This is a genomic window from Aquihabitans sp. G128, assembly GCF_019048865.1.
GTDB lineage: Bacteria > Actinomycetota > Acidimicrobiia > Acidimicrobiales > Iamiaceae > Aquihabitans.
In genome coordinates, this window is the sequence record NZ_CP077604.1 from 1461548 (window position 1) to 1487960 (window position 26413).

The 26413-nt window shown below is 71.2% G+C and carries 24 protein-coding genes, 1 tRNA gene and 3 pseudogenes; 11 read left to right on the plus strand and 17 right to left on the minus strand.

Annotation, left to right across the window (positions count from 1 at the left end):
• Positions 1-120: 120 nt before the first annotated feature.
• Both KSP35_RS06860 and rimO read right to left on the minus strand, forming a co-directional pair.
• Positions 121-741 carry a CDP-alcohol phosphatidyltransferase family protein gene (locus tag KSP35_RS06860; protein WP_217000260.1) on the minus strand — a complete coding sequence of 207 codons (621 nt, stop codon included), beginning with the start codon at positions 739-741 and terminating at the stop codon, positions 121-123.
• Positions 738-2057, minus strand: a complete 1320-nt coding sequence (gene rimO, locus KSP35_RS06865) for a 30S ribosomal protein S12 methylthiotransferase RimO (RefSeq protein WP_217000263.1) — start codon at positions 2055-2057, stop codon at positions 738-740. The genes KSP35_RS06860 and rimO overlap by 4 nt, the downstream gene beginning before the upstream one ends.
• 76 nt (positions 2058-2133) lie before the next feature.
• Between rimO and KSP35_RS06870 the strand changes: the two genes are divergently transcribed.
• The 4 genes and pseudogenes from KSP35_RS06870 (at position 2134) to KSP35_RS06880 (ending at position 4341) form a co-directional block, all read left to right on the plus strand.
• Positions 2134-3012, plus strand: coding sequence for a hypothetical protein (locus tag KSP35_RS06870; RefSeq protein WP_217000266.1), 879 nt, complete (start codon positions 2134-2136; stop codon positions 3010-3012).
• A pseudogene (locus KSP35_RS25645) lies at positions 3009-3446 on the plus strand (galactokinase family protein); the annotation flags it as partial. The gene KSP35_RS06870 and the pseudogene KSP35_RS25645, both read left to right, overlap by 4 nt.
• A 382-nt stretch (positions 3447-3828) precedes the next feature.
• The gene (locus KSP35_RS25650; protein ID WP_371748960.1) at positions 3829-4044 is read left to right on the plus strand and encodes a hypothetical protein; all 216 of its coding nucleotides are present in this window, start codon (positions 3829-3831) and stop codon (positions 4042-4044) included.
• A gap of 102 nt (positions 4045-4146) precedes the next feature.
• Positions 4147-4341 (plus strand): hypothetical protein, encoded by a 195-nt coding sequence (locus KSP35_RS06880; RefSeq protein WP_217000271.1) that lies wholly within the window; start codon positions 4147-4149, stop codon positions 4339-4341.
• Positions 4342-4749: 408 nt separating this feature from the next.
• On the opposite strand, the gene KSP35_RS06885 is transcribed toward KSP35_RS06880, so the two are convergent.
• Entirely contained in the window at positions 4750-5439 is a 690-nt protein-coding gene (locus KSP35_RS06885) for a helical backbone metal receptor (RefSeq protein ID WP_217000274.1), read from the minus strand.
• The gene (locus KSP35_RS06890; RefSeq protein ID WP_217000277.1) at positions 5439-6110 is read right to left on the minus strand and encodes a PH domain-containing protein; all 672 of its coding nucleotides are present in this window, start codon (positions 6108-6110) and stop codon (positions 5439-5441) included. The genes KSP35_RS06885 and KSP35_RS06890 overlap by 1 nt, the downstream gene beginning before the upstream one ends.
• 67 nt (positions 6111-6177) lie before the next feature.
• On the opposite strand from KSP35_RS06890, the gene KSP35_RS06895 reads away from it, so the two are divergent.
• Both KSP35_RS06895 and KSP35_RS06900 read left to right on the plus strand, forming a co-directional pair.
• Positions 6178-8283, plus strand: coding sequence for an ATP-dependent helicase (locus KSP35_RS06895; RefSeq protein ID WP_217000280.1), 2106 nt, complete (start codon positions 6178-6180; stop codon positions 8281-8283).
• Between the two features lie 32 nt (positions 8284-8315).
• On the plus strand, positions 8316-8804 hold the full coding sequence (locus KSP35_RS06900) for a DUF2505 domain-containing protein (protein WP_217000283.1): 489 nt from the start codon (positions 8316-8318) through the stop codon (positions 8802-8804).
• A gap of 23 nt (positions 8805-8827) precedes the next feature.
• On the opposite strand, the gene KSP35_RS06905 is transcribed toward KSP35_RS06900, so the two are convergent.
• Together KSP35_RS06905 and KSP35_RS06910 are read right to left on the minus strand one after the other, a co-directional pair.
• Entirely contained in the window at positions 8828-9622 is a 795-nt protein-coding gene (locus tag KSP35_RS06905; protein ID WP_217000285.1) for a PaaI family thioesterase, read from the minus strand.
• Entirely contained in the window at positions 9619-10401 is a 783-nt protein-coding gene (locus tag KSP35_RS06910) for an exodeoxyribonuclease III (RefSeq protein WP_217000288.1), read from the minus strand. The genes KSP35_RS06905 and KSP35_RS06910 overlap by 4 nt, the downstream gene beginning before the upstream one ends.
• Before the next feature lie 72 nt (positions 10402-10473).
• On the opposite strand from KSP35_RS06910, the gene KSP35_RS06915 reads away from it, so the two are divergent.
• A complete protein-coding gene (locus KSP35_RS06915; RefSeq protein WP_217000292.1) occupies positions 10474-11103 on the plus strand; it encodes a DsbA family protein in 630 nt (209 codons plus the stop codon).
• A gap of 66 nt (positions 11104-11169) precedes the next feature.
• On the opposite strand, the gene KSP35_RS06920 is transcribed toward KSP35_RS06915, so the two are convergent.
• Positions 11170-12711: a S1 RNA-binding domain-containing protein gene (locus tag KSP35_RS06920; protein WP_217000295.1), complete on the minus strand. Its 1542-nt coding sequence runs from the start codon at positions 12709-12711 to the stop codon at positions 11170-11172.
• 128 nt (positions 12712-12839) lie between these two features.
• Here KSP35_RS06920 and KSP35_RS25655 point away from each other — a divergent pair.
• A pseudogene (locus KSP35_RS25655) lies at positions 12840-13456 on the plus strand (HAD-IA family hydrolase).
• 28 nt (positions 13457-13484) lie between these two features.
• Here KSP35_RS25655 and KSP35_RS06935 read toward each other — a convergent pair.
• From KSP35_RS06935 to KSP35_RS24085, 3 genes and pseudogenes are all read right to left on the minus strand, one after another.
• Complete coding sequence (locus KSP35_RS06935) at positions 13485-13925, minus strand: limonene-1,2-epoxide hydrolase family protein (RefSeq protein WP_217000303.1); 441 nt, start codon at positions 13923-13925, stop codon at positions 13485-13487.
• 86 nt (positions 13926-14011) lie between these two features.
• Positions 14012-15562 carry a DNA polymerase gene (locus KSP35_RS24080; protein ID WP_254127021.1) on the minus strand — a complete coding sequence of 517 codons (1551 nt, stop codon included), beginning with the start codon at positions 15560-15562 and terminating at the stop codon, positions 14012-14014.
• A gap of 394 nt (positions 15563-15956) precedes the next feature.
• Positions 15957-16691: pseudogene (locus KSP35_RS24085) on the minus strand (5'-3' exonuclease H3TH domain-containing protein); the annotation flags it as partial.
• A 480-nt stretch (positions 16692-17171) separates the two neighbouring features.
• On the opposite strand from KSP35_RS24085, the gene glmS reads away from it, so the two are divergent.
• Positions 17172-18986 (plus strand): glutamine--fructose-6-phosphate transaminase (isomerizing), encoded by a 1815-nt coding sequence (glmS, locus tag KSP35_RS06950; RefSeq protein WP_217000308.1) that lies wholly within the window; start codon positions 17172-17174, stop codon positions 18984-18986.
• Between the two features lie 69 nt (positions 18987-19055).
• Here glmS and KSP35_RS06955 read toward each other — a convergent pair whose 3' ends face one another.
• Both KSP35_RS06955 and KSP35_RS06960 read right to left on the minus strand, forming a co-directional pair.
• Complete coding sequence (locus tag KSP35_RS06955; protein WP_217000311.1) at positions 19056-19640, minus strand: ANTAR domain-containing response regulator; 585 nt, start codon at positions 19638-19640, stop codon at positions 19056-19058.
• A 34-nt stretch (positions 19641-19674) separates the two neighbouring features.
• On the minus strand, positions 19675-19968 hold the full coding sequence (locus tag KSP35_RS06960; RefSeq protein WP_217000314.1) for a hypothetical protein: 294 nt from the start codon (positions 19966-19968) through the stop codon (positions 19675-19677).
• Between the two features lie 653 nt (positions 19969-20621).
• Between KSP35_RS06960 and malQ the strand changes: the two genes are divergently transcribed.
• Positions 20622-21962, plus strand: a complete 1341-nt coding sequence (gene malQ / locus KSP35_RS06965; RefSeq protein WP_254127022.1) for a 4-alpha-glucanotransferase — start codon at positions 20622-20624, stop codon at positions 21960-21962.
• Positions 21963-21968: 6 nt separating this feature from the next.
• Here malQ and KSP35_RS06970 read toward each other — a convergent pair.
• The 3 genes from KSP35_RS06970 to KSP35_RS06980 all read right to left on the minus strand — a co-directional run bounded on the left by KSP35_RS06970 (position 21969) and on the right by KSP35_RS06980 (position 22954).
• Positions 21969-22054: transfer RNA gene (locus tag KSP35_RS06970), tRNA-Leu, on the minus strand.
• A gap of 55 nt (positions 22055-22109) precedes the next feature.
• On the minus strand, positions 22110-22574 hold the full coding sequence (gene bcp, locus KSP35_RS06975; protein ID WP_217000316.1) for a thioredoxin-dependent thiol peroxidase: 465 nt from the start codon (positions 22572-22574) through the stop codon (positions 22110-22112).
• Positions 22575-22627: 53 nt separating this feature from the next.
• On the minus strand, positions 22628-22954 hold the full coding sequence (locus KSP35_RS06980) for a globin (RefSeq protein ID WP_254127023.1): 327 nt from the start codon (positions 22952-22954) through the stop codon (positions 22628-22630).
• A 558-nt stretch (positions 22955-23512) separates the two neighbouring features.
• On the opposite strand from KSP35_RS06980, the gene KSP35_RS25660 reads away from it, so the two are divergent.
• A complete protein-coding gene (locus KSP35_RS25660; protein ID WP_371748961.1) occupies positions 23513-23857 on the plus strand; it encodes a recombinase family protein in 345 nt (114 codons plus the stop codon).
• Positions 23858-24553: 696 nt separating this feature from the next.
• Here the strand turns inward: KSP35_RS25660 and KSP35_RS06990 are convergent.
• Both KSP35_RS06990 and KSP35_RS06995 read right to left on the minus strand, forming a co-directional pair.
• The gene (locus KSP35_RS06990; RefSeq protein ID WP_217000320.1) at positions 24554-25351 is read right to left on the minus strand and encodes a hypothetical protein; all 798 of its coding nucleotides are present in this window, start codon (positions 25349-25351) and stop codon (positions 24554-24556) included.
• 317 nt (positions 25352-25668) lie between these two features.
• Positions 25669-26238, minus strand: a complete 570-nt coding sequence (locus tag KSP35_RS06995; RefSeq protein WP_217000322.1) for a hypothetical protein — start codon at positions 26236-26238, stop codon at positions 25669-25671.
• Positions 26239-26413 lie beyond the last annotated feature (175 nt).

Sequence of the window (26413 nt, forward strand, 5' to 3'; positions counted from 1 at the left end):
AACCGTCACACGCCTGTCGATGGGCTCTTGCGCGATCTGTCGAACGTCACCCCGATGGGGCACGCGATGTGCGCAGCGAGACGCCCTCTCGATCGACAGGTCGACCAGCGGGACAGGAGCTCAGACGACGGTGGTGCGATGCCCGAGGCGGGTGGCGGCGCCACGCCCGTCGAGCAGGTACTGCGCCCCGGAGGCCCAGGTCAGCGCCACCGCGGCCCAGAGCAGCACGACGGCGGCCAGGTGGTGGTCACCGGTGATCGGGAAGACCACGGCCGCGACCGCGAACTCCTGCACGACCGTCTTGACCTTGCCGAGCGTGCGGGCCGGCACGGCCAGGCCCTGGCGCCCGAGCTGGGCCCGGTACAGCGAGATGGCCACCTCGCGGATGCCGATGAGCACCACGGGGACCACCCAGAAGCGGCCGGCCAGCACCAGGGCGGTGAGCGCCCCCAGCACCAGCACCTTGTCGGCCAGCGGGTCGAGGAAGGCGCCCGAGCGGGTGGTGCCGTGGCGACGGGCCAGGCGCCCGTCGATGCCGTCGGAGAAGGCGAGGACGGTCCAGAACGCGGCGACCGGCCAGGTGGTGGGCTCCTCGACCATCATCACCAGCAGCGCCGGTGAGAGCACGAGCCGCAGGACGGTGACCACGTTGGCCGGCGTCAGCAGGGCACCGGGGCCGAACCGCTCGGACAGGACGAGCGGGAGCGTGCCGGGGAGCTGGGCTTCCTGGTCCAGGGTCAACGCGAGGCCTCGAGGTCGGGACCGAGCGCACCGGTCACGGTCAGGGTGGCGAAGGTACCAGCGGGCAGGTCCTCGGGCACGGAGATGACGCCGTCGATCTCGGGGGCCTCTCGATGGCTGCGCGCGACGCCGGGGGTGTCCACGAGGACTTCGACCTCGGAACCGATCAGTTCGTCACGTTTTCTCGCCGTGATCGCGTCCTGCAGCTCGCGGAGCTCGGCCAGCCGCTCCCCCACCAGCTCCTCGGGGACCTGGTCGGGCAGGTCGGCGGCGTAGGTGCCGTCCTCGGGCGAGTAGGCGAAGAAGCCGCACCAGTCGACCTCGGCCTCCTCGACGAAGCGGAGCAGCTCGTCGTGGTCGTCCTCGGTCTCGCCGGGGTAGCCGACGATGAAGTTCGACCGGAAGGCGGCGGTGGGCTCGCGCCGGCGGATGTCGTCGATGCGGGCGAGGAACTTGTCGCCGTTGCCCCAGCGCCGCATGCGCCGCACCAGCGGGGGCGAGACGTGCTGGAGCGAGAGGTCGAAGTACGGGACGCCCGTGGCGATGATGGCGTCGATCAGGCCGTCGGTGAGGTCCGACGGGTACAGGTAGAGGAGCCGGGTGCGCCGCACCCGCTCGGCCACCGCCTGCACCAGCGGGATGATCGAGCGCTCGCCCACGCCCTGGTCCCGGCCGAAGGCGGCCAGGTCCTGGGCCACCAGCACGATCTCGTCGGCGCCGAGCTGCTCCACCTCGTCGAGGATGGTGGCGATGGACCGGGAGCGCTGCGGGCCGCGGAAGCTGGGGATGGCGCAGAAGCCGCAGGCGCGGTCGCACCCCTCGGCCACCTTGACGTAGGCCCACGGCCGCGTGGACCGGGGGCGTGGCAGGTTCAGCAGATCGAAGGTGGGCAGCGACGGCTTGCGGCCGATGGACACCGCGGTCGCGGTGGCCGTGGCGCCCGCAAGGGCCAGGCCGCCGGCGGTGGGGGCCGGGCCGTGGTCGTGGCCGTGGTCGTCGAGCAGGCCGTGGCCGAATCCGGCCACCAGGTCGATCTCCGGCATGGCGTCGGTGAGCTCGTCGCCGTAGCGCTCGGCCATGCACCCGGTGACCACCAGGCGGGCGCCGGCGGCCTTCTGGTCGGCCAGGCCCAGGATGGTGTCGATGGACTCCTGCCGCGCCTCGCCGATGAAGGCGCAGGTGTTGACCACCAGCAGGTCGGCCGAGCCGGGGTCGTCGGTGGCGGCGAAGCCGTCGGCGCCGAGCTGGCCCACGAGCTTCTCCGAGTCGACCTCGTTCTTGGGGCACCCGAGGGTGACCAGGTGGTAGCTCGACATGGTCTCGCGAGGCTACCGCCCGAGCCCGGCCCGACTGCAGCCCGCGCCGTCGGGCTCCGCTACGTTCGGCCGCGCCATGGCTGACGAGAGCGAGCTCCGGGTCGATCCCCTCACCGGGGTGCAGGTCCAGGTCACCCGCAGCCGCCAGGCCCGGCCGAACCGCCCGGCCGACGGGTGCCCCTTCTGCGTCGGCGGCACCGAGGCGCCCGAGCCCTACGACGTGAAGGCCTTCACCAACCGCTGGCCGTCGTTCCCGGGCGACCGCTGCGAGGTGGTGCTCTACGCCCCCGAGCACGACACCCGCCTCTCGCAGCTGCCGCCGGCGCAGGTGCGCAAGGTGGTCGACCTCTGGGCCGAGCGCACCGAGGTCCTCGGCGGGCGACCCGACATCGCCTACGTGCTGGCCTTCGAGAACCACGGCGCCGAGGTGGGCGCCACCATCGCCCACCCGCACGGGCAGATCTACTCGTACCCCGACGTGCCCGCCCTGCCGGCCACGGAGCTGGCCCGCCTCGCCGAGGGGCACCAGCTCCTCGAGGACCAGCCCGAGCTGGTGGTGGTCGAGCGCGACGGCTGGCGGGCCTGGGTGCCGTCGGCGCCGATCTACCCCTACGGCATGCGGGTGGCGCCGCTGGAGCGGCGGCCGGGCCTCCCCTCGCTCGACGGCGCCGACCGCGACGCCTTCGGCTCGGTGCTGGCCGAAGCCCTCGCCCGGCTGGAGGGCGTGTTCGACCCGCCGATGCCCTACCTCTTCTGGATCCACCAGCGGCCCACCGACGGCGGCGACTGGCCGCAAGCGTGGCTGCACGTGGAGATCGCCGGGCCCCAGCGGTCGCCGGGCGTGCTGCGCTACGTGGCCGCCGCCGAGCTCGGCAGCGGCGCGTACCTCAACCCCGTGGTCCCCGAAGAGGCCGCCGCCGCGCCGCGCGCCGTCGACCTCGGCGGTGCGGGATGACGGCGACGGCTCCTTCGCCTTCGGGTGACCGGGGTCGGGTGGTCACGGCGATCGGGCCCGGGCGGGTCAACCTCATCGGCGAGCACACCGACACCACCGGCGGGCTGGTGCTGCCCCTGGCCATCGGGCTCGCCACCACCGTCAGCGGCGAGCGGGGCGGCAACGTCGTCCACCTCACCTCGGCCGAGCTGGCCGAACCGGCCGTGGTGCCGCTCGACGTGACCGACCCGGCGACGATGGCACCCGGCTGGGCCCGGTACGTGGCCGGCGTGGTGGCCGAGCTGCGCCCGGCGCACGGGTTCCGCGGCACCGTCTCGACGACGCTGCCCATCGGGGCCGGGCTGTCGTCGAGCGCGGCGCTCGAGGTGGCGGTCGCCCTGGCGCTCGGGTTCGAAGGATCGACCTTGGAGCTGGCCCGGCTCACCCAGCGGGCCGAGGTGCGGGCGTCCGGCGTCCCCTGCGGGATCATGGACCAGCTGGCCTCGGCCGCCGGGGTGGCCGGCCACGCGCTGCTCATCGACTGCCACTCCCTCGAGGTCACGCCCGTCGCCCTGCCGCCGGCTGTCGAGGTCCGCGTCGTGCACTCCGGCCAGGAGCGCGAGCTCGCCGGGTCGGCCTACGCCGAGCGCCGGGCGGCGGTGGAGGCGGCCGAGGCGGTGCTCGGGCCCCTTCGCCTGGTGACCGACCCGGAAGACGTCGATCGCCTCGACGATGCCGTGCTCCGGCGGCGGGCCCGCCACGTCGTCACCGAGAACGCGCGTCCTGGCCTTCGTGGCCGCGCTGGGTGCAGGCGACCTGGGGGCGGCCGGCGCGGCCATGGCCGCCAGCCACGCCTCCCTGCGCGACGACTTCGAGGTGTCGACCCCGGTGCTCGACGCGTTGGTCGACCGGCTGGCCGCCACGCCAGGCGTCCGCGGCGTGCGGCTCACGGGTGCCGGCTTCGGCGGGTGCGTCGTGGCGCTCACCGAGCCCGGCGCACTCGACGAGGGATGGCTGGCCACCGCCGCCGACGGCGCCCACGTCGTGGCCTGACCGTTCGCCGCCTTCACCTCGCCGGGTGATCGACCGGCCGAGAGGGTTCGTTCTCCGGCCCGCCGGGAACGGTGCCGGCACCCCCCACCTCTGGAGCAGGCCATGTTGCGCCTCACCGTCGGGCTCTGCGCCCTCGCCATCGCCGCCGCCACCGGTTTCGCCGCCCACGCCGGGACCGCTCTGCTCGCCGTCGGCGGCACGCTCCTCGTCCTCTCGTGGGTCGACCACGCCATCCCGGCGCGCAGCCTCACCGTGCGCAGCGCCCCCGTCGGCCGCAGCCGGCGCCGCACCGACTAGCCCCTCGCCGCACCCACCCCACCGATGACGCCCGGCCCGCACGGCCGGGCGTCGTCGCGCCGGGCCCGATGTCGGGGCTGACCAGGGCGTTCACCCACCCGAGTGATCGTTCGGGTTCGCAGTTCCAACCACCGGACGAGCGGGAAAGAGAGGCGACACCCACCCACTCCGCCGTGGTGGTCGGCTGCCCTGCTGGCCCGGCCACCACGCTGCGGATGGGAACCCCGGCGGGGGAAGCACCACCTCTCCGAACTTTGGGTCCGAGACCGGCGCGCACGGGTGTGAGACCCAAAGTTCGGCCAGGGGTCAGCCACCACCCCGAACTTTGGGTCCGGGACCGGCGCGCACGGGTGTGGGACCCAACGTTCGCCGAGGGAGGGGGCGGCACGGGCCGACGCGGCTGAGGGCTCAGCGGAGGGCGCGGTGGAGGCGGTGGACGGCGGCGGGGGTGCGGGCGCCCCACCAGAAGAGGTCCTGGCCGTCGACCTCGACCACCGGGGCGACGGTGGACAACTCGGCCAGGTGGGAGGGGCGGAAGGCGTAGGGCTCGCTCGGGGCGAGGACCACGTCCGGCGCGAGGGCCCGGACGGCGTCGAGCTCGACCTCGGGGTAGCGCGCCTCGGCGTCGGCCAGGACGTTGACGACGCCGAGGGCAGCGAGCACCGACGACCCGTACGTGTCGGCGGCGAGGCTCATCCACGGTCGACGCCAGATGGGCACGAAGGCCCGCAGCCCGAGCGGGGCCAAGGCCGGAACCGGTCCCCCACGTTCCGCGGTCGGCGGCACGACGCCGAGCTCGGCGGCCAGCGCGGCAAGGGCCGGCTCGACCTCCGCCGCGGTGCGCGGCGAGCAGGCGTGGACCGCGACGCCGGCCGCCACGAGCGCGTCGGCGTCCTCCCGACGGTTCTCTTCATCGCACACGACCACCAGGTGCGGGGCGAGCGCGGCGATGGCCGCCACGTCGGGGTCCTTCGTGCCGCCGACGTGGGCGAGCGACGGCTGCTCGCAGAACCGGGTGCACGCGACGGGGGTGATCCCCCACGCCAGCAGCGTCTCGGTCAGCGACGGGACCAGGCTGACGACCCGGAGCCGGGCCATCACATGCGGTCGAGCAGCTCGGCCTTCTTGCGCTGGTACTCGGCGTCGCTCAGCACGCCACGCTGGTGCAGCTCGGCCAGCTTCTCGATCTGCTCGGGGATGGACTGGGCACCGCCCTGCACCGCGGTGGGGTCGGTGGCCGCAGCGGCGGCCGCCGGCGCCGGGTTGATGCGGTCGAACTTCCGGTTCTCGTTGTGCTCCATCTGCACGTAGATCTCCTTCTGCACGATGGAGGGCTTGCGGATGTTCGAGAACGACTCGGTGCCACGCTCGCCGGCGGACTCGATGGCGAGGTCGCCCGAGCCGAGCATCCGCTCGAAGACCGACTGCTTGAAGAAGACGGTGTTGACCCGCTCGAGGGGGATCTCGACCCCCTGCTTCGACAGCACGCCGCGTCGGGTGACGATGCGGTCGCTGGTGAGCACGAACATCGTCGTGTTCCACACGAGGTAGGTCCACACGAACCAGGCGAGGGTGCCCACCACGGCGATGCCGGCGACGATGCTGAGCACCGACTTGGCCGAGCCGCTGTCGAGGGCGGCCAGCACGGCGATGCCGAACACCACGGCCACGAACAGCGCCAGCGCCTGCTTGGCGAGGAAGAACCAGTGGGGGCGCAGGTCGAGGACCAGCTCCTCCCGTTCGTTGAGGAGGTTGCGAGGGAAGGCCACGGCGGGAGCCTAGGACGAGACCAGGCCTCGGGACGGCGATGTGGGCCCGGCCCCTACGCTCGGCGCGATGGATCCGGAACGGCTGCTCGACGGGCTCGACCCCGCGCAGCGCCGCGCCGTGACCGCCACCACCCACCCCCTCGCCATCCTCGCCGGGGCCGGCTCGGGCAAGACCCGGGTGCTCACCCGTCGCATCGCCCACCGGTGCCTCACCGGCGACGCCGACGCCCGCCACGTCCTGGCCGTCACGTTCACCCGCAAGGCCGCGGCCGAGCTCGACACCCGCCTGCGCACCTTCGGCCTCCGCGACCTGCCGGCGGCCGGCACCTTCCACGCCCTGGCCTACGCCCAGCTGCGCACCGCCTGGGCCGGCGCCGGGACCACCCCGCCCGTGCTGCTCGACCGCAAGGGCCGGCTCCTCGCCCGCATCCTGGGCAACACCACCCGGGTGCGCCCCGGCGAGCTGGCCACCGAGATCGAGTGGGCCCGGGCCCGTCTCGTGGCCCCCGACGGCTACGTCGACGCAGTCCACCGCGCCGGGCGCCTCACCGCCGTCGACCCCGAGCGCATCGCCGACTGGTACCGCCGCTACGAGATCGACAAGCGCAAGCGCGGGATCATCGACTTCGACGACCTGCTGGCCCGGGCGGCAGACCAGATCGAGCGGGACCCGAGCTTCGCCGCCGCCCAGCGCTGGCGGTTCCGCCACCTCTTCGTCGACGAGTACCAGGACGTGAACCCGCTCCAGGACCGCCTGCTGCGGGCGTGGCTCGGCGACCGTCGCGACCTGTGCGTGGTGGGCGATGCCAACCAGGCCATCTACGGCTGGAACGGCGCCGACGCCGGCTTCCTGCTCGACTTCGAGCGCCACCACCCTGGGGCCGAGGTGGTCGAGCTGCGCGACTCCTACCGCTCCACGCCGCAGGTGCTCGCCGTGGCGGCCGCCGTGCTGGCCGCGGGGCGCGGCCCGGCGCGGCCGCTGGTGGCCCACCGCGGCGACGGCCCGCTGCCGGTGGTGGTCGGCTACCAGTCCGACGGCGACGAGGCCAACGGCATCGCCCGCGCCGTGCGCGAGCACCACGGCCCCGGCCGACCGTGGTCGGCCCAGGCGGTGCTGGTGCGCACCAACGCCCAGGGCACGGTCATCGAGGCCGCCTTCCGCCGCGCCGCCATCCCCTACCGCGTGCGGGGCGCGCACCAGTTCCTCGACGACCCCGACGTGCGCGACCTGCTCAAGCGCTTCGGCCGCCTGTCGGAGCCGCTGTCCACCACCCTGGCCGACCTCGACGCCAGCGTCGCCCGCCAGCGCGCCGAGCTGCTCGGCAGCGCGTGGGACGACGACCTCGACGACGACGCCCCGCCCCCGCTGGCCCGCGAGCTCCCCGACACCGCTGCCGGCCGGCGCCTCGGCGCGTTCGAACAGGTGGTGCGGCTCGGCAACGAGCTGCTGGTGCTGGAGCCGGCGGCCCGCACCGACGCGCTGCCCGGCTGGCTGCGCACGGTGCTGCTCGACGACGGGCCCGGCGCGGCCGACGCGGTCACCATCGCCTCCTTCCACGCCGCCAAGGGCCTCGAGTGGGACGTGGTGCACCTGGCCGGCGTCGAGGCCGGCTACGTCCCCATCAGCCACGCCCGCAGCCCCGAGGCCAAGCGGGAGGAGGAGCGGCTCTTCTACGTGGCCGTCACGCGCGCCTCCGATGTCCTCCGCTGCAGCTGGGCCAAGACCCGCACCTTCGGCTCCGACCCCGTCGACCGGGCGCCCTCGCCGTTCCTCGGTTGGGTCCGCGGCACGGTCACCGACCTGGGGCGCGCCGAGGCGGCCGCCCCCGTGCCGGAGCGGGCCATCGACCGGTCCCGCGCCGCGCTGGCCGAACCGCCGGAGGTCGAGCCGGACCCTGCGGTGCTCACCGCGGCGGTGGCCGCGTCGCTGCGTGCTTGGCGGGCCGAGCAGGGCCGCCGCGCCGGCGTCCGGCCCACCGTCGTGCTCTCGGACCGCGCCCTCGACGCGGTCGCCCGCAACCGCCCGAGGTCGAGCGCCGCGCTGGCCGAGCAGCCGGGCCTCGGTCCCCTCGCCCGGGAACGGCACGGGGCTAGGTTGCTGGCGATCGTCGCCGAACACCTCGGCGACGACGCCGGTCCGCCGGCGAGCACCTCGGTGCCCGCCGGCCGCTGATCGGCCAGGGGACCCACCGAGGACGGCGCCACATGCACTTCGAGCTGACCCAGCGCTACCGGTCGTCGGCCGCCGACGTCATCGACGCCTACGCCGATCCGGAGCTGTACCCCACCCTCGTCGGCCTGCCGAAGCTCGGCGGCCTCGAGGTGCTGAGCAGCGAGCGGACGGCCGACTCGGCCACGCTGCGCATCCGCTTCCGCTTCACCGGCCACCTCCCCGGCGCCGTCACCGCGGTGATCGACGCCGACAAGCTGACCTGGGTCCAGGAGACCAGCCACGACCTCGGGTCGGGCTCGACCACCTTCGTCCTGAAGCCCGACCACTACCCCGACCGGCTCAAGGCCTCGGGCACCTTCCGGGTGGTGGCCGACGGCGACGGCGCCCGCCGCACCGTCACCGGTGACCTCAAGGTGCGGGCCCCGCTGGTGGGCGGCAAGGTCGAGCAGGCCATCGTGTCAGGCCTCGAGGAGTACCTCACGGCCGAGGCGCCGGCCGTCGACGCCTACCTCGGCGCCTGAGCCACCGAGCCCCCGAGGCTTGCTCAGCGCTGCTCGGCCTGGCGCGCCTCGCGCTCGGCGATGATGTCGAGGAAGGCGCCGGGCTGCATGGAGATGAAGGTGCCCTTGGCGGTGGCGGTCAGGACGTCGCCGGCGTAGCAGGCGCCCTCCACGAAGATCTTGCGACGCTCGACTCCCACCAGGCGCCCCTCGAAGCGGAGCGCGGTCTGGAGCGGCGTGGGCCGCTCGTAGCGGACCGTCAGCGTGCCGGTCATGCCCGGTGCACCGGACAGGGACTGCGTGGCGCCGAGCACCTCGTCGAACGCGCAGGCGACGTAGCCGCCGTGCACGCACGCCGGCGGGCCCTCGTAGGCCTGGCCGAACCAGGCGTCGGCCACGATCACGCCGTCGACCTCGCGGATGGTGAGCGGCGGGGCCAGCGGGTTGCCGATGCCGATCATCGGGCTGTGGTCGTAGAGCGGGTCCTCCCGAGCACCGGCGTTGGCCGCCTCGCTGAAGCCGTAGAGCGTGCCCTGGTGGAAATCCTCGAACCGGGCGGCCGCGGCGGCGACCTCGGCAGTGGCGGCGGTGATGACCTCGATCGGCGCGTCGGTGGCCACCAGCCGGTCGGTGAGGAGGCGGCTGGCGTCGGCCAGGTCCTTCAGGGCCTGGCGCCGCGGCGACAGCTCGCCGGTGGACGAGGCCGCCTGCAGCCGCTGGGTGACCATGGAGAGGCGCTCGGGGTCGGCCTCGCCGGCCATCTTGGGCAGGTAGTCGGTGGACCACTTGGGGTCGTCGAGGAACGCCGGGCGCTCGGGCTGGTCGGGCTGGTCGGTCACGAGCGCTCCTCGTCGGCCAGGTCGACGATGACCGGCGCGTGGTCGGACGGCAGCTGGCCCTTGCGGGCGTTGCGGTCGATGGTGGCGAAGGTGACGCGGTCGGCCACCGCCTTGGTGCCCATCACCAGGTCGATGCGCATGCCCTCGTGCTTGTGGAAGCGACCGGCCCGGTAGTCCCACCAGCTGAAGAGCTTCGGCTCGGGCTGGACGAGTCGGAACGTGTCGACCAGGCCCCACGCCTCGAGCTCGCCCAGCGCGTCCCGCTCGGGCTGGCTGGTGTGGGTGGCGTCGACGAACTGCTTCGGGTCCCACACGTCGGCGTCGGTGGGAGCGATGTTGTAGTCGCCGGCGACGATCACGGGCCGGGCCGGGTCCTCGGCCGACTGCAGGCGGTCGCGCAGCTGGCCCAGCCACTTGAGCTTGTACTGGTAGTGGTCGTCGTCGAGCGAGCGACCGTTCGGGACGTAGGCGCTGGCGATGCGGATGCCGCCGCAGGTGGCCCACAGCAGGCGGGCGTCGGTGTCGGGGTCGTCCGGGCCGAAGCCGTTCACGGGGTCCTCGATGCCGACCCGGCTGAGGATGGCCACGCCGTTCCACCGGCCCTCGCCGTGGTGGACGCTCTCGTAGCCGAGGGACTGGAACGCCATGGCCGGGAAGGCGCCGTCGGCCAGCTTCGTCTCCTGGAGGCACACGACGTCGGGCTGCACGTCGGTGAGCCACTCCTCCACGCGGGTCAGGCGGGCCTTGAGGGAGTTCACGTTCCAGGTGGCGATGCGCACCGGGCCACCCTACCGGCCGATCTGGCGTCGGTCGTCGGGCTCCGCGACCGGTCACGGGCCTACGCTCGTCCCGTGGAAGCGACCTGCTGGAGCGACTACCTCTGCCCCTGGTGCTACGTCGGCCAGCACCGCGACGCGCTGCTCAGCCGGCTCGGCGTGACGGTGGTGCACCTCCCCTACGAGCTGCACCCGGAGATCGGGCCCGAAGGTCGGCGGGTGCGAGCCGACGGCCGCCTCGCCGCCACGTTCGACCGGATCGCCGCCGAGTGCGCCGAGGCCGACCTGCCCTTCCGCCGCCCCGAGCGGATGCCCAACACCCGCCGGGCCCTCGAGACCGCCGAGCTGGTCCGCCGCCACCACCCCGAGGCGTTCGCCGCCGTCCACCGAGGGCTCTTCGCCGCCCAGTTCGCCACCGGCGATCCGCTCGACGACGCCGACGTGCTCGACGCGATCGTGGCGGCGGCCGACGCGCCGGCCGACGCGGTCCGCGCCCTGGTCGACCGCGGCGAGGGCGCGCCGCTGGTCGACGACGCCATGGCCCGGGCGCGCGAGGTCGGCGTCTCGTCGACGCCGACGTGGGTGCTCGATGGTGGCTTCGTGGTGCCCGGCGCCCTGGATCCCGCGACCATGGAGCGATGGGTGACCAAGCTGGTGGCCCGCCACGACAGGGCGGAGCACCCCGGCCCTGACGTTCGGGCCTGACCCGAGGAGAGGGCCGGGCGCCGCAGCGCCCGACCCCCTACCAGCGAGGAGTGTGCGGGGTGGTGTTCAGGCCTTCTTGGCCGGGGCCTTCTTCGCCGGAGCCTTCTTGGCCGGCGCCTTCTTGGCGGGAGCCGCCTTCTTGGCCGCCGGGGCCTTCTTGGCGGGGGCCTTCTTGGCCGGAGCCGCCTTCTTGGCGACCGGAGCCTTCTTCGCCGGAGCCGCCTTCTTGGCCACGGGAGCCTTCTTGGCCGGCGCCTTCTTGGCGGGAGCCTTCTTGGCCGGAGCCGCCTTCTTGGCGACCGGAGCCTTCTTGGCCGGCGCCGCCTTCTTGGCCACGGCCTTCTTCGCAGGAGCGACCTTCTTGGCCACGGCCTTCTTCGCGGGAGCGACCTTCTTGGCCACCGCCTTCTTGGCCACGGCCTTCTTGGCGACGGTCGCCTTCTTGGCCACGGTCTTCTTGGCGGCGGCCGCCTTCTTGGCCGGAGCCTTCTTTGTCACTGCCATGCTGGGTGCCTCCTCGGCTGGTTGGTGCTCCCCGGCGGGGAGCCCGTCGTCGTGACGGTCTGTTGCTGAAGGTCCGGACGACACGTCGGGCACCACCACACCGGGGAGTGCGACGTCGATGCCCCGCCGGGGGGAATCGAAGGCCGTGACCACGAAGGTTCGGGTCTCGCCCACCGTCAGGACCTCACGGGCCTTGGTGGGAGCGGGATCCGCCATCGCCTTCAGCGGGATGTAGCACTGGGCACCGTCGGAGACGGCGTAGGCCCCGTGCGACGAGAACCGATCGACCGTGGCCTCCACCTCGCTGCCGACCGGGTGGTCGGTGACGAACTGGAGGAACGGCATCGGCTCGTTGATGGGGTCGGCGGCCTTGCCGCTGACCCGACGACGTCGGTTGCGCCCGGAGGAGGACGACGTCTCCGACACCGAGGTGTCGGCGATCTCGGTGGTCGCCTCGGCGACCTTGGGGGTGGATCCGCCACGGCGGCCACCGCCGCGCTTGCGGCCACCCGACTTGGCGGGTGCGGCCTCGGTCGACGGCTCGTCGACCGGGTCCGCGTCGGCGCCGACCGTCGACGGCTCGGCCTTCCCGCGACGGGCGCGGGGCGGCGGCTTCGACGGGACCGGCGCGGCGCCGAGGCGCTTGCTCGGCGTGCCCTTCGACTCGCGCGTGGCGCGCCGGCTGGTGGGCCCACGGACGGGGGTCCGCAGGACGAACACCCAGCCGACGTGGGGCACCGGCTTGCCACCGACGAGGCGACCCTCGTCGAAGAGCCAGTCGTAGGTGCCGTGGAACTCCTGGAAGGAGTCGTTGGAGAACACGGAGGCGCCGGCCTTGTCGGCGATCTGCAGGATGAACGCGTCACCCCGGCCGATCGCACCAGCCGGTGGGGACACCAGCTCGCCGTTCACGATGCCTGCCTCGAACTCCTCGCGCTCGCTGTCATCGATGCGGTGCCCGAAGGTGGCATCGACGACGACGGTGAGCGCGACATCTCCGTAGGCGTCGAGGAACGCTCGAACCGCCTCGTCGAGTTGGGCGAGGCTCGGAGCGGTCCGGCCCTCCGTGGCGATGTTGGATCCGTCGACGACGACGTGTTGCATGGCCATGTGGCTCCCAAGTCAAGCAGCTACCTGACGCGCAGGGGGGATCATGGTTCGGTGCACCGACGGGATCGTTGCTGCACAACGGTTCACGTCGCCCACGCGAGGGCGCCGTACCATCAGCAGCCGTGACCGTGACCGCAGCACTGTTCGACTTCGGCGGCGTGATCCTGTCGAGCCCCTTCGACGCGTTCGCCCGCTACGAGGTCGACCACGGCCTTCCCGTCGACTTCATCCGCGGCGTGAACGCCACCGATCCCGACACCAACGCGTGGGCGCAGCTCGAGCGCAGCGAGGTCGACCTCGACGGGTTCGCAGCGGCGTTCGAAGAGGAGTCGGCGCGCGCCGGGCACCGCGTGCCGGGGTGGGACGTGCTGGGCCTGCTCGCCGGTGACGTGCGCCCCGAGATGGTCGAGGCGGTGCGCCGCTGCGGCGAGCGCCTCAAGACCGCGCTGCTCACCAACAACGTCACCGGCCTCGAAGTTCAACCCGGCGATGGCCGAGATCGTCGCCCTCTTCGACGAGGTGGTGGAGTCGAGCGTCGTCGGCGTCCGCAAGCCCGACCCCGAGTTCTACGAAATCGCCTGCACCCGCCTCGGCATCGAGCCGAGCGAAGCCGTGTTCCTCGACGACCTCGGCATCAACCTCAAGCCGGCGCGCGATGGGCATGCAGACCATCAAGGTCGGCGACCCGGCCCAGGCCCTCGCCGAGCTCGAGGCCATCGTCGGCTTCCCCCTGGGCTGACGCCCGGGTCCGCAGGGATGGAGGGCGGCTACTTGTAGCCGGCGGCGATGTGGTCGAGCCACCACTGCGGGGCGGCGGCCATGAGCTCGGTGAAGTCGAGGTAGTCCCACCAGCGCGCCACCTTGCCGTCGGCGAGCTCCTGGACCGAGGTGAAGCGGAGGGTGTGGCTCAGCCCCTCCTCCCACGTCCACGTCTCGGAGTGCTCCGTCACGACGAAGCTGCCGCTGGCCACGATCGGGCCGTCGTGGAGCTCGTAGGCCAGCAGCGGCTCGAGCCCGATGCGCAGGCGGGCCTCGGTCTCGGCGGGGCCGAACGCGCCGGGGTCGAGCGCCAGGACCGGCACGTCGACGTAGTGGCCCTCGGGCGCCATGAGCGCACCGACGGCGGCGAAGTCGCGACGGCCGAGCGCCGCCCAGAAGGCCTCGACGACGGCGACGTTGGCGGCAACCTCTTCGGGGGTGGTGGTCATGGCGCCACGGTCTAGCGCGGCGCCCGTCGAAAAGCTGACGGACCGTCAGGTCACCGTCCGGGGACGACGAGCCTGCAGGCCGGTCGCTACTTGGCGGCGGCCCAGCTGTCGCCGAAGGAGAGGTTGACCTCGAGCGGCACCCGGAGCTCGGCGGCGCCGCGCATGACCTGGAGGGTGAGGGCGCCGATGTCGTCGTGCTCGGCGGCGGGCACCTCGAGGATGACCTCGTCGTGCACCTGCAGCACCACCCGGCTCTCGGCCCGGCGCTCGTCGAGCGCGTCGTCGAGGCGGATCAGGGCCACCTTGAAGATGTCGGCCGCCAGGCCCTGGATGCCGGCGTTCATGGCCTGGCGCTCCCCCGCCTGCTTGATGCCCCGGTTGCTCGACGCCAGCTCGGGGATGGGCCGCCGGCGGCCGAACAGCGTCTCGGTGTAGCCCCGCTCGCGGGCCTCGGCCACGGTGCGCTCCATGTAGGCCTTCACCGCCGGGAAGGCCGTGAAGTAGGCGTCGAGGATCTCGGCCGCCTCGGCCCGGGGGATGTTGAGGCGGGTGGCGAGGCCGTAGGCCTCCATGCCGTAGGCCAACCCGTAGGAGACCATCTTCGACTTGGCCCGCTGGGCGCCCGTGACGTCGCCCGGCTCCACGTGGAAGATGCGCGCCGCGGTGGCGGTGTGGATGTCGTCGCCGGCCTCGAAGGCGGCGATCAGCCCCGGGTCCTCGGCGAGGTGGGCGATGCAGCGCAGCTCGATCTGGTTGTAGTCGGCCACCAGCAGCTCGAAGCCCTCGGCCGGCACGAAGGCCTTGCGGAACTCCTTGCCCATCTCCGAGCGCACCGGGATGTTGTGCAGGTTCGGCGCGTCGGAGGAGAGCCGCCCGGTGCGGGCGACGGTCTGGTTGAAGGTGGCGTGGATGCGGCCATCGGCGGCGACCTCGGCCAGCAGGCCCTCGCCGTAGGTGGAGCGGAGCTTCTCCACCTCGCGGTAGCGGAGGAGGTGGTCGATGATCGGGTGCTGGCCCGACAGCTTCTCGAGCGACGCGGCGTCGGTGGAGTAGCCGGTCTTGGTCTTCTTGGTGGGCTCGAGGCCGAGCTCGTCGAAGAGGATCGTGCGCAGCTGCGGCGTGGAGTTCACGTTGAACTCCTTGCCGGCGTCCTCCTGGATGGCGGCGGAGAGCTCGACCACCTCGGCGCTGAGCCGGTCGGCCAGGCCCTGCAGCTCGGCCCGGTCGACGCCGACGCCGAGGTGCTCCATGCGCGCCAGCACCGCGACCAGCGGGGTCTCGAGCTCGTCGTGCAGCTTGCGAGAGCCCTGGGCGTCGAGGGCGGCGAGGATCGGGTCGACCAGGCGGTCGACGGCCAGGGCCCGGCGGCCGGCGAGCTGGCCCTCGTCGACGGTGCTCTCGTCGCCGCTGAGGTCGAGCTGGCCCTCGGGAGCGGCGTTGCCCACCGGCAGCTCGAGCTGGGCGTAGCGGCGCAGCACCTCGTCGATGGCGTACCGGGTCTCGGCCGGATCCAGCAGGTAGGCGGCGAGCGTGGTGTCGACGGCGATGCGCGGCAGCGGCCGGTCGGGCGACGCGGTGAGCAGGCTGCGCAGGATGGGCTTGGCCGGGTGGGCGGCGATGGGCCGGGCGGCCAGCACGCCCCAGGGCCTCGTCGACGGTCGGCTCGGCGAGCACGGTCGCAGGGAGCCACGCCACCTCGGCGCCGGCGCTGTCGACCACGAGGGCCAGCCCGTCCAGCGGCGTGCGACCCTCGACGCCGGACCACGTGGCGGCCACGGCCAGCACGCCGTCGTCGGTGGCGAGGCCATCGAGCACCTCGACGGCACGCGCCGCGTCGGCCACGTGCTCGACCTCGGCCTCCAGCACGTCGGCGTCGGGCAGCGAGCCGCCCAGGTCGGCCTTGAGCGCCTCGGCCAGCCGCTCGTAGAGGCTGCGGAACTCGAGGAAGTCGAAGAGGCTGCGGACCTCCTCGGTGTCGGGGTGCGGGTAGCCGATGTCGTCGAGGCCGATGGGCAGGTCGATGGCGCGGTCGAGCACCATCATCTCGACGTTGCCGCGCGCCTGCTGCTCGAACTCGGCGAGGTTCTGGCGCAGCTTGGGCGTCTGGGCGTCGACGTTCTCGAAGATGCCGTCGAGCCCGCCGTAGGTGTTGATCAGCTTGGCGGCGGTCTTCTCGCCCACGCCGGGGATGCCGGGCAGGTTGTCGCTCGGATCGCCGCGCAGCGCGGCGTACTGGACGTAGTCCCGCGGGTGCACGCCGGTGCGCTCGAGGATGCCGGCTTCGTCGTAGTTGGCGTAGTCGGAGACCCCGCGCTTGTTGTAGATGACCCGCACGTGGGGGTCCTCGACCAGCTGGTAGCTGTCGCGGTCGCCGGTGACGATGAGGACGTCGTCGCCGCGCTCCTTGGCCTGGGTGGCCAGCGTGGCGATGATGTCGTCGGCTTCGACGCCGGCCTTGTCGATGAAGGTGACCCCGAGGGTCTCGACCACCTGGCGCACCAGGCCGAGCTGCTGGCGGAGGATGTCCGGCGCCGCGGTGCGGCCCGCCTTGTACTCCGGGTTGCGCTCGTGGCGCCACGTGGGCTCGGGCCGGTCGAAGGCCACGGCGATGGCGTCGGGCTCGTGGTCGCGCACCAGGTTGATGAACATCGACGTGAAGCCGAAGACCGCGTTGGTGACCTGGCCCGAAGCCGTCACGAGGTCGGTGGGCAGGGCGTGGAACGCCCGGTAGGCCAGGGAGTTGCCGTCGATCAACATGAACCGCATAGGGGTCCGACACTACGGCGCCCCGCCCCGCCTCGTCACCGGCGGCAGGGCGGACCACCACCGAGCGGGTGGGAGCCCCGAACGACCGGACGGGAGCGGACGAGCGGGACGATCTTGCCCGATCTCGGGCAAGATCCTTGGCATCCCATCGCCGATCCCGGAGGATGTCGCCTCGTGGACGCACCCGATCCCATCGCCGACGTGGTCGCGCACCTCGCCCGCAGCACCCCGCTGCGGCCCGAGACGTGCCGGCGCATCGTCGAGGAGGTGGTGGCCGCCTTCCAGGAGCCCGTCGAGGACCTGCTCCGCCGCCGGCACCGCGAGCTGCAGGCCGCCGGCCTGGCCAACCCGGCCATCTTCGCCCTCCTGGTCCAGGAGCTGGCCCAGCGGCCGGTGGCTGCGCCCACCCTCACCGAGCGCCAGGTCCGGCGCCACATCTACGGCTAGCCGGGCTCCGCCGGCACCACGAAGGAGCAACCCATGTGCGGCATCGTCGGCTACCTCGGTCGCCAGCCCGCGGCCCCCATCCTCTTCGAGGGGCTCCAGCGCCTCGAGTACCGCGGCTACGACAGCGCAGGCATCGCGGTCGTCGGCACCTCCGCGCTGCGGGTCCACAAGGCGGCGGGACGGGTGGGCGAGGTGGCCGCCCGCGCACCGAAGCGGCTCGGTGGCAAGGTCGGCATCGGCCACACCCGTTGGGCCACCCACGGCGAGCCCACCGACGCCAACGCCCACCCCCACGTCGATGCCAGCGGCCGCATCGCCGTCGTGCACAACGGCATCATCGAGAACGCCTCGGAGCTGAAGGCCACCGTGCTCGCCGGCGTGGCCTTCGCGTCGGAGACCGACACCGAGGTGCTGGCCCACCTCATCGCCGCCCAGGACCACGACGAGCTGGAGGACCGGGTGCGCGCCGCGCTGCTGCTGGTGGAGGGGGCCTACGGCATCGCGGTGGTGGACCAGGACCAGCCTGACCGGATCGTGGTGGCCCGCAACGGCAGCCCCGTCCTGCTGGCGGTGGGCGAGCACGAGATGTTCGTGGCGTCCGACGCTGCGGCGGTGATCCGCCACACCGACCAGGTGGTCCACCTCGACGACCGGGAGCTCGCCGTGGTCCGCGCGGGCGGGTACCGCACCTTCACCCTCGACGCCGTGCCCACCACCAAGGCCCCGACCCGCACGCCGATCGTGGCCACGGCGTACGACAAGGGCGGCCACCGCGACCACATGCACAAGGAGATCCACGAGCAGCCGGTGGCGGTGGAGCGGGCGCTCGGTGGCCGGCTCGACCGCCGCTTCGCCACCGCCCACCTCGGCGGCCTGCGCATGGACCCCCGTGAGGTGCTCGCCCTGCGCCGGGTGAAGGTCCTGGGGTGCGGCTCCGCCTTCTACGCCGGCCTCGCCGGTGCGCTGCAGATCGAGACGCTGGCCCGCATCCCCGCCGATGCCGAGGCGGCCAGCGAGTTCCGCTACCGCAACCCGATCATCGAGCCCGACACGCTCTACGTGGCGGTGAGCCAGTCGGGCGAGACCTTCGACACCCTCGCCGCCGTGCAGGAGATCAAGCGCAAGGGCGGCACGGTGATCGGGGTCGTCAACACGCCCGGGAGCACCATCGCCCGGGAGTGCGGCGCCGGGATCTTCCTGCACGCCGGCCCCGAGGTGTCGGTGACCTCCACCAAGACGTTCACCTCCACCGGCGTGGCCTTCGCCCTGCTCGCGCTGCAGCTCGGGCGCACCCGCGACCTCGGGCCGGCCGACGGCGGCCGCATCATCGCCGCCCTCGACGCGCTGCCGGCGCAGATCCAACAGGTGCTCGACGCCGAGGCAGAGGTTGCGGCGGTGGCCGAGCGCCTGGCCGGCGCCGAGAGCGCCTTCTTCATCGGCCGGGTGCGGGGCCACCACGTGGCGCTCGAGGCGGCGCAGAAGCTCAAGGAGATCTCCTACGTCCACGCCGAGGCGTACCCCGGTGCCGAGCTCAAGCACGGTCCCCTCGCCCTCGTCAGCCCGGCCGTGCCGACCGTGGCCGTGGTGCCCGACGACGAGCTGTGGGAGAAGAACCTGTCGACCATCGCCGAGATCCGCGCCCGCAAGGGCCCGGTGATCGTGGTGACCGACTCGTCAGCCCCGGTCGACGGCGCCGACGCCGTGCTGCGCGTGCCGCGCACCGCCCCCGAGCTGGCGCCGCTGCTGCTGGGCATCCCGCTGCAGCTGCTCGCCTACCACTGCGCCCTGCAGCTCGGCCGCGACATCGACCAGCCCCGCAACCTGGCCAAGTCCGTCACCGTGGAGTGAGCGAGCCGCGGGCTGGCCGACCGGGCTGCCCGGCGACCGGTCGTGGACCGCGGCGGCGGACCGACGAGGTCAGGTGCCCGCAGGGGCGAGGTCGCCGTCGAGCACCCGCTGGGCCACGTGGCGCATGGTCTGGCGCTCCTTCATGGCGGTCTTCTGGATGAAGCCGAAGGCGGCGGCCTCGGTGAGGCCGTTGTGGTCCATGAGCTGGCCCTTGGCCCGGTCGACCACCTTGCGGGTCTCGAGCTGGTCCCCCAGCGAGGTGGCCTGGTCGTGGAGGGCCTTGAGCTCCTGGAAGCGCCCGAGGGCGACCTCGATGGCCGGGAACAGGTCGGCCTTTTGGAACGGCTTCACGAGGTAGGCGAGCGCCCCGGCGTCACGGGCCCGCTCGATGAGGTCGCGTTGGCTGAAGGCGGTGAGGATCACCACGGCCGAGCGGCGCTCGCCGGCGATCTCCCGCGCAGCCGACAGGCCGTCGAGGCCGGGCATCTTGATGTCGAGGATGGCGACGTCGGGGTTGTGCTGGCGGACCAGCTCGACGGCTTCATCACCTCGGCCGGTCTCGGCGACGACCTCGTAGCCCTCTTCTTCGAGGGTCTCCTTGAGGTCGAGACGGATGATCGCTTCGTCTTCGGCGATCACGACACGGGTGGGCACCGTTGCGCTCCTGTGTGGTTCCAATGTGGGGAGATCAGGTTCCGGCGGCGACGAGCCGGTCGAGCAGGTCGTCCTGGGCGGCTTCGAGCTGGCGGACCTCGGCGACCAGCTCGTCACGGTGGCGGCGCATGGCTTCCGCGTGGCGCTGGGCCTCGCGGTGCGCCTGCTCGGCCCCGGGCGTCTCGGAGACCAGGGCCCGGAGGCGGGCCTCGTCGGCGTCGTCGGCGAAGTGGGCGAGCTGCTCCTCGGCAACGGCGAGATCACGAGCGACGGCCTTCAGGCGGTCGGACACGTCTCGCAGACGCCGTTCGATGAGGGTGCGGCCCACGGTGGGCAGTCTAGGCCCGGGCCCCGGCTGCTCCGGGCCAGGCCACCAGGTGTGGCGGGAACCTCCGTTGGCGGGACACCCGGCGCCGCCGGGCACCGCCATGATGGACCCATGCCCGTGACGCCCCCCGATGCCGACGATCCGCAAGGGCTGGCCCCCTGGGGCATCGAGCCCGGCTACCTCGACGTGTTCGGCGGCTGGCAGGAGCCCGGGGCCGAAGCGGTGGCCCGCCTCCGGCGCGCCATGGGCGCCACCACCGACGATCCGGCTGAGCGCCCACCGACGCCGACCCCGCTCCAGGTGCTGCGCCCGGGCGAGCAGGTCTCCCCCGCCGGGCCCGCCTCGCTCGTGCTCGAGGATGGCACGCGGCTCGTGGTCGACGGCGCCACCCCGCCGGACCTCCCGCTCGGCTACCACCGCTTGGAGCAGGAGACCGTCCACGGCCCGGCGGTGGAGCACCTGATCGTGTCGCCGGGTCGGTCCGCCCTGCCCGCAGACCTGCGGACCTGGGGGGGTCACGGCCCAGCTCTACGCCGCCCGGTCGAGCGCCAGCTGGGGCATCGGCGACCTCGCCGACCTGCGCCGGCTGGTCGACTGGGCCACCGAGCGGGGCGCAGGCGTGGTGGGCCTCAACCCGCTGCACGCCCGACCCCGTGGCCCTGCAGCCCAACAGCCCGTACTCCCCCAGCTCCCGCCGCTGGCGCGACCCGCTCTACCTCACCATCGAGGACGTCCCCGGCGCCGACGCGCTGCCGGACCTCGCCGCCCTCGTGGCCACCGGCCGGGCCCTGTCGGACGGGGCTCGCATCGACCGCACCGCGGTGTGGGCCCACAAGCGCGGCGCGCTCGAGCAGCTGTGGGACCGGTTCGGCGGCGACCCGGCGTTCGACCGCTACCGCTACGAGCAGGGAGAGGACCTGGCCACCTGGGCCACGTACTGCGCCCTCGTCGACCACCACGGCACCGGTTGGCACGGCTGGCCCGCCGGCCACCAGGAGCCGGGCTCGCCCGCCGTGCAGCGCTACGCCGCCACCCACGAGCGCGAGGTGGGCTTCTGGGCCTGGCTCCAGTGGCTGCTCGACGAGCAGCTGCGCGCCAGCGGCGCCGCCGACGTGGTGGTGGCCGACCTGGCGGTGGGCTTCGACGCCGGTGGGGCCGACGCCTGGCAGTGGCAGGACCTGCTGGCCGAGGGCGTGCGCGTCGGCGCCCCACCGGACCTGCTCGGCCCCGACGGCCAGGACTGGGGGCTGCCGCCCTTCGTGCCGTGGAAGCTGCGCGACGCCGGGTACCAGCCCTTCGCCCGCACCATCCGCGCCGTGGCCCGCCACGCGCGTGGCCTGCGCATCGACCACGTCATGGGCCTGTTCCGCCTGCTGTGGATCCCGCCCACCATGGGCGCGGCCGACGGCGCCTACGTCCGCTTCCACGGCAAGGAGCTGCTCGACGTCGTGGCGCTGGAGAGCGTGCGGGCCGGCGCCCTCGTCATCGGCGAGGACCTCGGCACCGTCGAGCCGGGCGTGCGCGAGGTGCTGGCCGACGCCGGCGTCCTCTCCACCCGCCTGCTGTGGTTCGAGGACGAGCCGCCGGCCACCTGGCCCCGCCAGGCCATGGCCGCCGTGTCCACCCACGACCTGCCGACGGTGGCCGGCGTCTGGACCGGCGTCGACCTGGCCGACCAGCACGCCGCCGGGGTGACCGTGCCGGCCGACGGCGACGAGGAGATGCGCCACCACCTCCGCGCCGCCGGCCACGTCGACGACTCGGCCTCGGTGGAGCAGGTGGTGCTCGCCGCGCACCGCCGGCTGGCCGAAGCCCCGTCGGTGCTGGTGACCGCCACCCTCGACGACCTGCTCGGTGCCGAGCACCGCCCCAACCTCCCGGGCACCGTCGACGAGCACCCGAACTGGCGCATCCCCCTGCCGGTCCCCCTGGACGACCTCCCCGGCCACGACCGGGCCGAAGCCATCGCCGCCGCCCTCGCCGAAGGCCGCTGACGCGCCTGGTGCCCGGAGCGGGATTCGAACCCGCACGCCCTTTCGGACAGCTGAGTTTGAGTCAGCCGCGTCTGCCATTCCGCCACCCGGGCGGGTGGACTGCGCTGGTCAGCCTAGGCGGCGACCCCGCCCGGCCCCGGCAGCGGTTCAGTCGCCGGCGAGGGCGCGCAGCAGGTTCTTGGGCGTGTCCTTCGGGCTGATCTTGGGCCAGGCAGCGGCGACCTTGCCCTGCTCGTCGATCAGGAACGCCGAGCGCACGATGCCCATGTACTTCTTGCCGTACATGCTCTTCTCGCCCCACACGCCGTAGGCCTCGGCCGTGGCGTGCTCGGGATCGGACAGGAGGGTGAAGCCCAGGCCGTGCTTCTCGTCGAACTTGGCCAGCTTGGGCGGGAGGTCCGGGCTGATGCCGATGATCACGGTGTCGCCGATGTCGTCGGCGATGTCACGCAGGCCGCAGGACTGGGTGGTGCAGCCGGGCGTGTCGGCCTTCGGGTAGAAGTACACGAGCACCTTGCGGCCCTTGAAGCTCGACAGCCGCAGCTTGTCGCCCTTCTGGTCGGCCAGGTTGAAGGCGGGGGCGCGGTCACCAGCAGCGGGAGCATCAGCCATGGCGTGCACCGTAGCCAAGCGATGCGGCGCCCGGCGCCGCCGCTGGTCCGGGCTCAGCCGTCGTGGTTGACCATGGCCGTGGCGCCCATCTCGAAGTACGCCAGCAGCTTCGCCTCCAGCTCCGGCGCCAGGTGCTCTGCGTGCACCGCTTCGGTCATGTGGTGGACCCAGCGGTCCCGTCCGGCCGTGTCGATGGCCACGTGGCCGTGGCGCATCCGCAGGCGTGGGTGCCCTCGTTCGTCGGAGTACTGCTCGGTGCCCCCGCCCCAGTACTGGGCCAGGAAGCCGGCGGTGTTGCGGACCGACTCGGTGAGGTCGTCGGGGTAGAGCGGCCGCAGGACCGGGTCGGTCTCGACGCCGGCGTAGAAGCGCTCGACCACCCGGTCGAAGAACGGTCGGCCACCGACCGCCTCGAAGACGTTGACCTCCGGTCCGTCGACGGCCAGGGCCAGCGGCGCCCGTCCCCCCCGGTCCGGGCTCGGTCGTGGCCGCGCCGGTGGGGGTGCGCAGGAGGTCGCCAGGGGCGAAGTCGGCCGGCTCCAACCCTTCGACGAGCACCCCGCTCAGCGGTGGGTCGAGCGGCGGGTCCTGCTGCAGCTCGGCCAGGCCGACGACGCGGGTGAGGCGGGCGGCATCGCCGCGAGCCCACTCGAGCGGGTCGCCCAGCTGCAGCTCGCCCTCGGCCAGCACGCCGGCCACGACGGTGCCGTGGCCCTCGGCGTGGAAGGCGGTGCGGACGACGAAGGTGACGGGGTCGCTCACGGCCGGGCCGTCACTTGGGGCCGCCACCGGGGCCGAAGAACCCGCCCTCGGGCCGGCTGTGGGCGTGGAAGAAAGCCCAGGTCAGAGCCACTTCTAGGAGTCTCTGTGTGACCATTCCTCAGCAGCTCCATTCCTCATCAGGAGTAGCGATCTACGTCCGTCGGTCCTCAGACCCTATGGGTCTAGGAGCGGCAATCGAACGCCAGACCCAGGAGTGTGAGGCCCTAGTGGAGCGCAACGGCTGGCAGATCACCCAGCGGTACCCAGACAACGCCATCTCAGCCCCAGGACGCAAGCGCAAGCCTGACTACGAGGCCCTGTGCGCTGCCATCGCTAGCGGCTCAGTCACGGCCCTAGTGGCTTGGGACCCTGACGGGCTCCACCGCAAGCCCTCGGAGTCATCAGTGCGTCCTAGATCGCTACAAGGACCCACATACGCGCATCTATGGCCTACAGATCACAGGCGCAACCTCCACGATCTCGACGATAGACGTAGGCGACAAGGTGTCTGTAGTGCGTAAGCCGCAGAACGTAGGCATAGCCATCACGTCTACGCAGATCGTAGAAGGCATCAACTGGAACATCAGAACAGACTCAGTGGAGCTAGAGCTACGACTCTCTCCTGCTGACCTGCGCTCCTACATGATCTTTGACTCTGGCACCTTCGATAACAAACCATTCTCACACTAAGGCGGATAGCACTTGGCGTACTCAGACTTACAACCCATCCTCAACCCAGCACCAGGCGTAACCGTTACGTCAGCGTGGGGCGATCAAATCAGAGACAATGACGAGTTTCTAGTAAGCCCGCCGTCATGCGTTGTGTATGCCACGACCGCACAATCCACAGCCAACAACACCCTCGTTGCCATGACTGCGGATGGCGAAGTCTATGACAATGCCGCTATGCACAGCACCGTAACAAACACGTCTCAGATAGTCATTCCCGTAGCAGGGCTGTACCGCATGGAGACAATCGTTGAGTGGACTGCCAACGCCACAGGCCACAGGTTCCTAGAGTGCCTCATCAATGGCATCACTCTTAAGACTCTCAACTACCCAAGCTCACCCATGAGCGCGAACAACAACACAGCCCTAAACGGCTCTTGGACCTTCACGTTCATAGCAGGCGACTACCTAGAGGTACGTACTAGACAAACCTCAGGCGGAGCACTTACCTGCCAGCTACAGCACTTTGCCGTTACTTGGGTAGGCCGCTAGCCAGCCAGGCTCAACGCATCCAACGCGGGACGCGACAAGCCAGCCTTGACAGATGACGGCAAGGTAGTCCGCAAGAAGGTGCGTAGATTCGCCTTAAGTTCTGGCGGGGCAGCCTTGAATCTGCCACTTAATGCCAAATCCTCTAGGAACACCAACACACTAAGGGGCCCAAGGCTTCCTATGAACCTCTCCATCTTCCTAATGTTGCCCTGCGCTACAATTGTCAAAAACTCCGCCCTCAATAGGCTCTGGTTCATTGGCGTAGCGTCGACGTAGTTTGCTGCACTAATTTCGCTCAGATGCGTGTCTAGCTCTGACGGTCGCACGACCTGTTTAGCGAGAGCATCCAGCTTCCTGTCAAGGCTCTGATACAACGTCAGTTCCTTTGGCTCCCGCTTCCAAGCGCCATCGCGCATTACTCCCGCGTGGAGGTTATTGGCTCGCCCAATGGTTCGCCCAATGCTGAGAATGCACACCCAAGCTATGATGACAGCAAAGATGCTTAGGGCCTTGCCAACAGCGTGGAGCTCTCCAGCCCCAAGCAAGCCGCCTAAGAAGATAAACATCACCGTGCCCGTGAGCAGCGGAAGCGGTAGGAGCATCAGGGTGCGGATTTGTTGAGTAATATACAGTTCGTGGTCTGAGCGGTATTCGTTCAGTAGGGCAGCGTACTGAGCATCCTTACCCTCTTTAATCTTCTGTCGTTTCTCCCTCCGCACGTTCTTCCACTTGGTAATGTCATCCTGAAAGATCAGGGCAATAATCGCCAAGATCAACGAAATAACGGTTAACACAAATCCCGTTATCTCCAACCACCTAGGCACAGGTCCCGCTCCCCTCACACATTCTGACGACTCTAGCAGAACCTTTACCGTTGCTTGGGTTGGCCGCCTAGACGCCCAGTTTAAACCTGGCGTTTCGCGATAGCTTGTCTAGCATGGAATGTCTACAGGTAGCGCGGATTAGTTTCGTATGAGCAGCCTGCCCAATAGGCAATAGACCTGCCCACTCAGCACTAACAGCTAGTTCTTCCAGGAATGGAGGAATGTTGTCAGGGCCAATTCTCAAAAGGAACTTGAGAACGTCGTTTTCGCTGGTGTAACTAATGAATTCAGCTATGAGCGACGCGGGCAGGCTCGCTAACGCTTTGCCAGTCTGGTCGCGCAGATCGCTTTGCATCGTGCGCCGCCCCTCCACCGCCACCATTCGCAGCAACGTCCGCTCTCAGGTTCCCTAGCCCCAGTCTTAAGCTAGTCAGGTCCGTCTGACGTTGAGCCTCCGCTCGCTCTTGGGCTTCAAGGACCTTTGCTACGTCGCTACGCAGAGCTTCGTCTTTAGAACTATTGACCTGCTGCAAACGCTCTAGAGCATCTTTCGTGTCTGATCTCATGTTCGCTTGCAACTGGTCAAGGGTGTTGGGCAGATTGGCCAGCGTCGCGGTAAACCCGTCGATTAGGGCCGCAGTATTCTTTTCAGTAGCCTGTATACTGCCGTTCATTGTCGCTTGATCTGAGCCTAGACGCTTGATCTCATCCAGTAGTGTCTCCCTGAACTCCTTGCGTTTCAAAAGAATGAAGCGGATAAAGACCGCGATGGCAACGACTGCAAAGATGGCAGCAGCAATAGCAAGTCCGCGCGCCCCAATCCTAAAGCCAACAATGCCAGTGGCAATACCAACCACACTTAGGACTCCACTACGCCTGTTGAGGTAGTCCTCAGCGCGATCCCACCACCTCCACTTGTCTTGCGGGTCTGGCGTGCCAGGATCAATAACTACCGCCTGTGGCACGTTCCCGCTCCCTGTGACATTCTGACGAGTGTAGCCGCGCCTGTAACAGCCTGAGGCCCACTGACCC

What these genes read in the sequence shown, in the direction of transcription:
- KSP35_RS06870 (WP_217000266.1), top strand. Translation starts at nt 2,134, where the DNA reads ATGGCTGACGAGAGCGAGCTCCGGGTCGATCCCCTCACCGGGGTGCAG.
- KSP35_RS25660 (WP_371748961.1), top strand. Translation starts at nt 23,513, where the DNA reads ATGGGTCTAGGAGCGGCAATCGAACGCCAGACCCAGGAGTGTGAGGCC.
- KSP35_RS06900 (WP_217000283.1), top strand. Translation starts at nt 8,316, where the DNA reads ATGCACTTCGAGCTGACCCAGCGCTACCGGTCGTCGGCCGCCGACGTC.
- KSP35_RS06935 (WP_217000303.1), bottom strand. Translation starts at nt 13,925, where the DNA reads ATGACCACCACCCCCGAAGAGGTTGCCGCCAACGTCGCCGTCGTCGAG.
- KSP35_RS06920 (WP_217000295.1), bottom strand. Translation starts at nt 12,711, where the DNA reads ATGCAACACGTCGTCGTCGACGGATCCAACATCGCCACGGAGGGCCGG.
- rimO (WP_217000263.1), bottom strand. Translation starts at nt 2,057, where the DNA reads ATGTCGAGCTACCACCTGGTCACCCTCGGGTGCCCCAAGAACGAGGTC.
- glmS (WP_217000308.1), top strand. Translation starts at nt 17,172, where the DNA reads ATGTGCGGCATCGTCGGCTACCTCGGTCGCCAGCCCGCGGCCCCCATC.
- KSP35_RS06880 (WP_217000271.1), top strand. Translation starts at nt 4,147, where the DNA reads ATGTTGCGCCTCACCGTCGGGCTCTGCGCCCTCGCCATCGCCGCCGCC.
- KSP35_RS06895 (WP_217000280.1), top strand. Translation starts at nt 6,178, where the DNA reads ATGGATCCGGAACGGCTGCTCGACGGGCTCGACCCCGCGCAGCGCCGC.
- KSP35_RS06885 (WP_217000274.1), bottom strand. Translation starts at nt 5,439, where the DNA reads ATGGCCCGGCTCCGGGTCGTCAGCCTGGTCCCGTCGCTGACCGAGACG.
- bcp (WP_217000316.1), bottom strand. Translation starts at nt 22,574, where the DNA reads ATGGCTGATGCTCCCGCTGCTGGTGACCGCGCCCCCGCCTTCAACCTG.
- KSP35_RS25650 (WP_371748960.1), top strand. Translation starts at nt 3,829, where the DNA reads ATGGCCGCCAGCCACGCCTCCCTGCGCGACGACTTCGAGGTGTCGACC.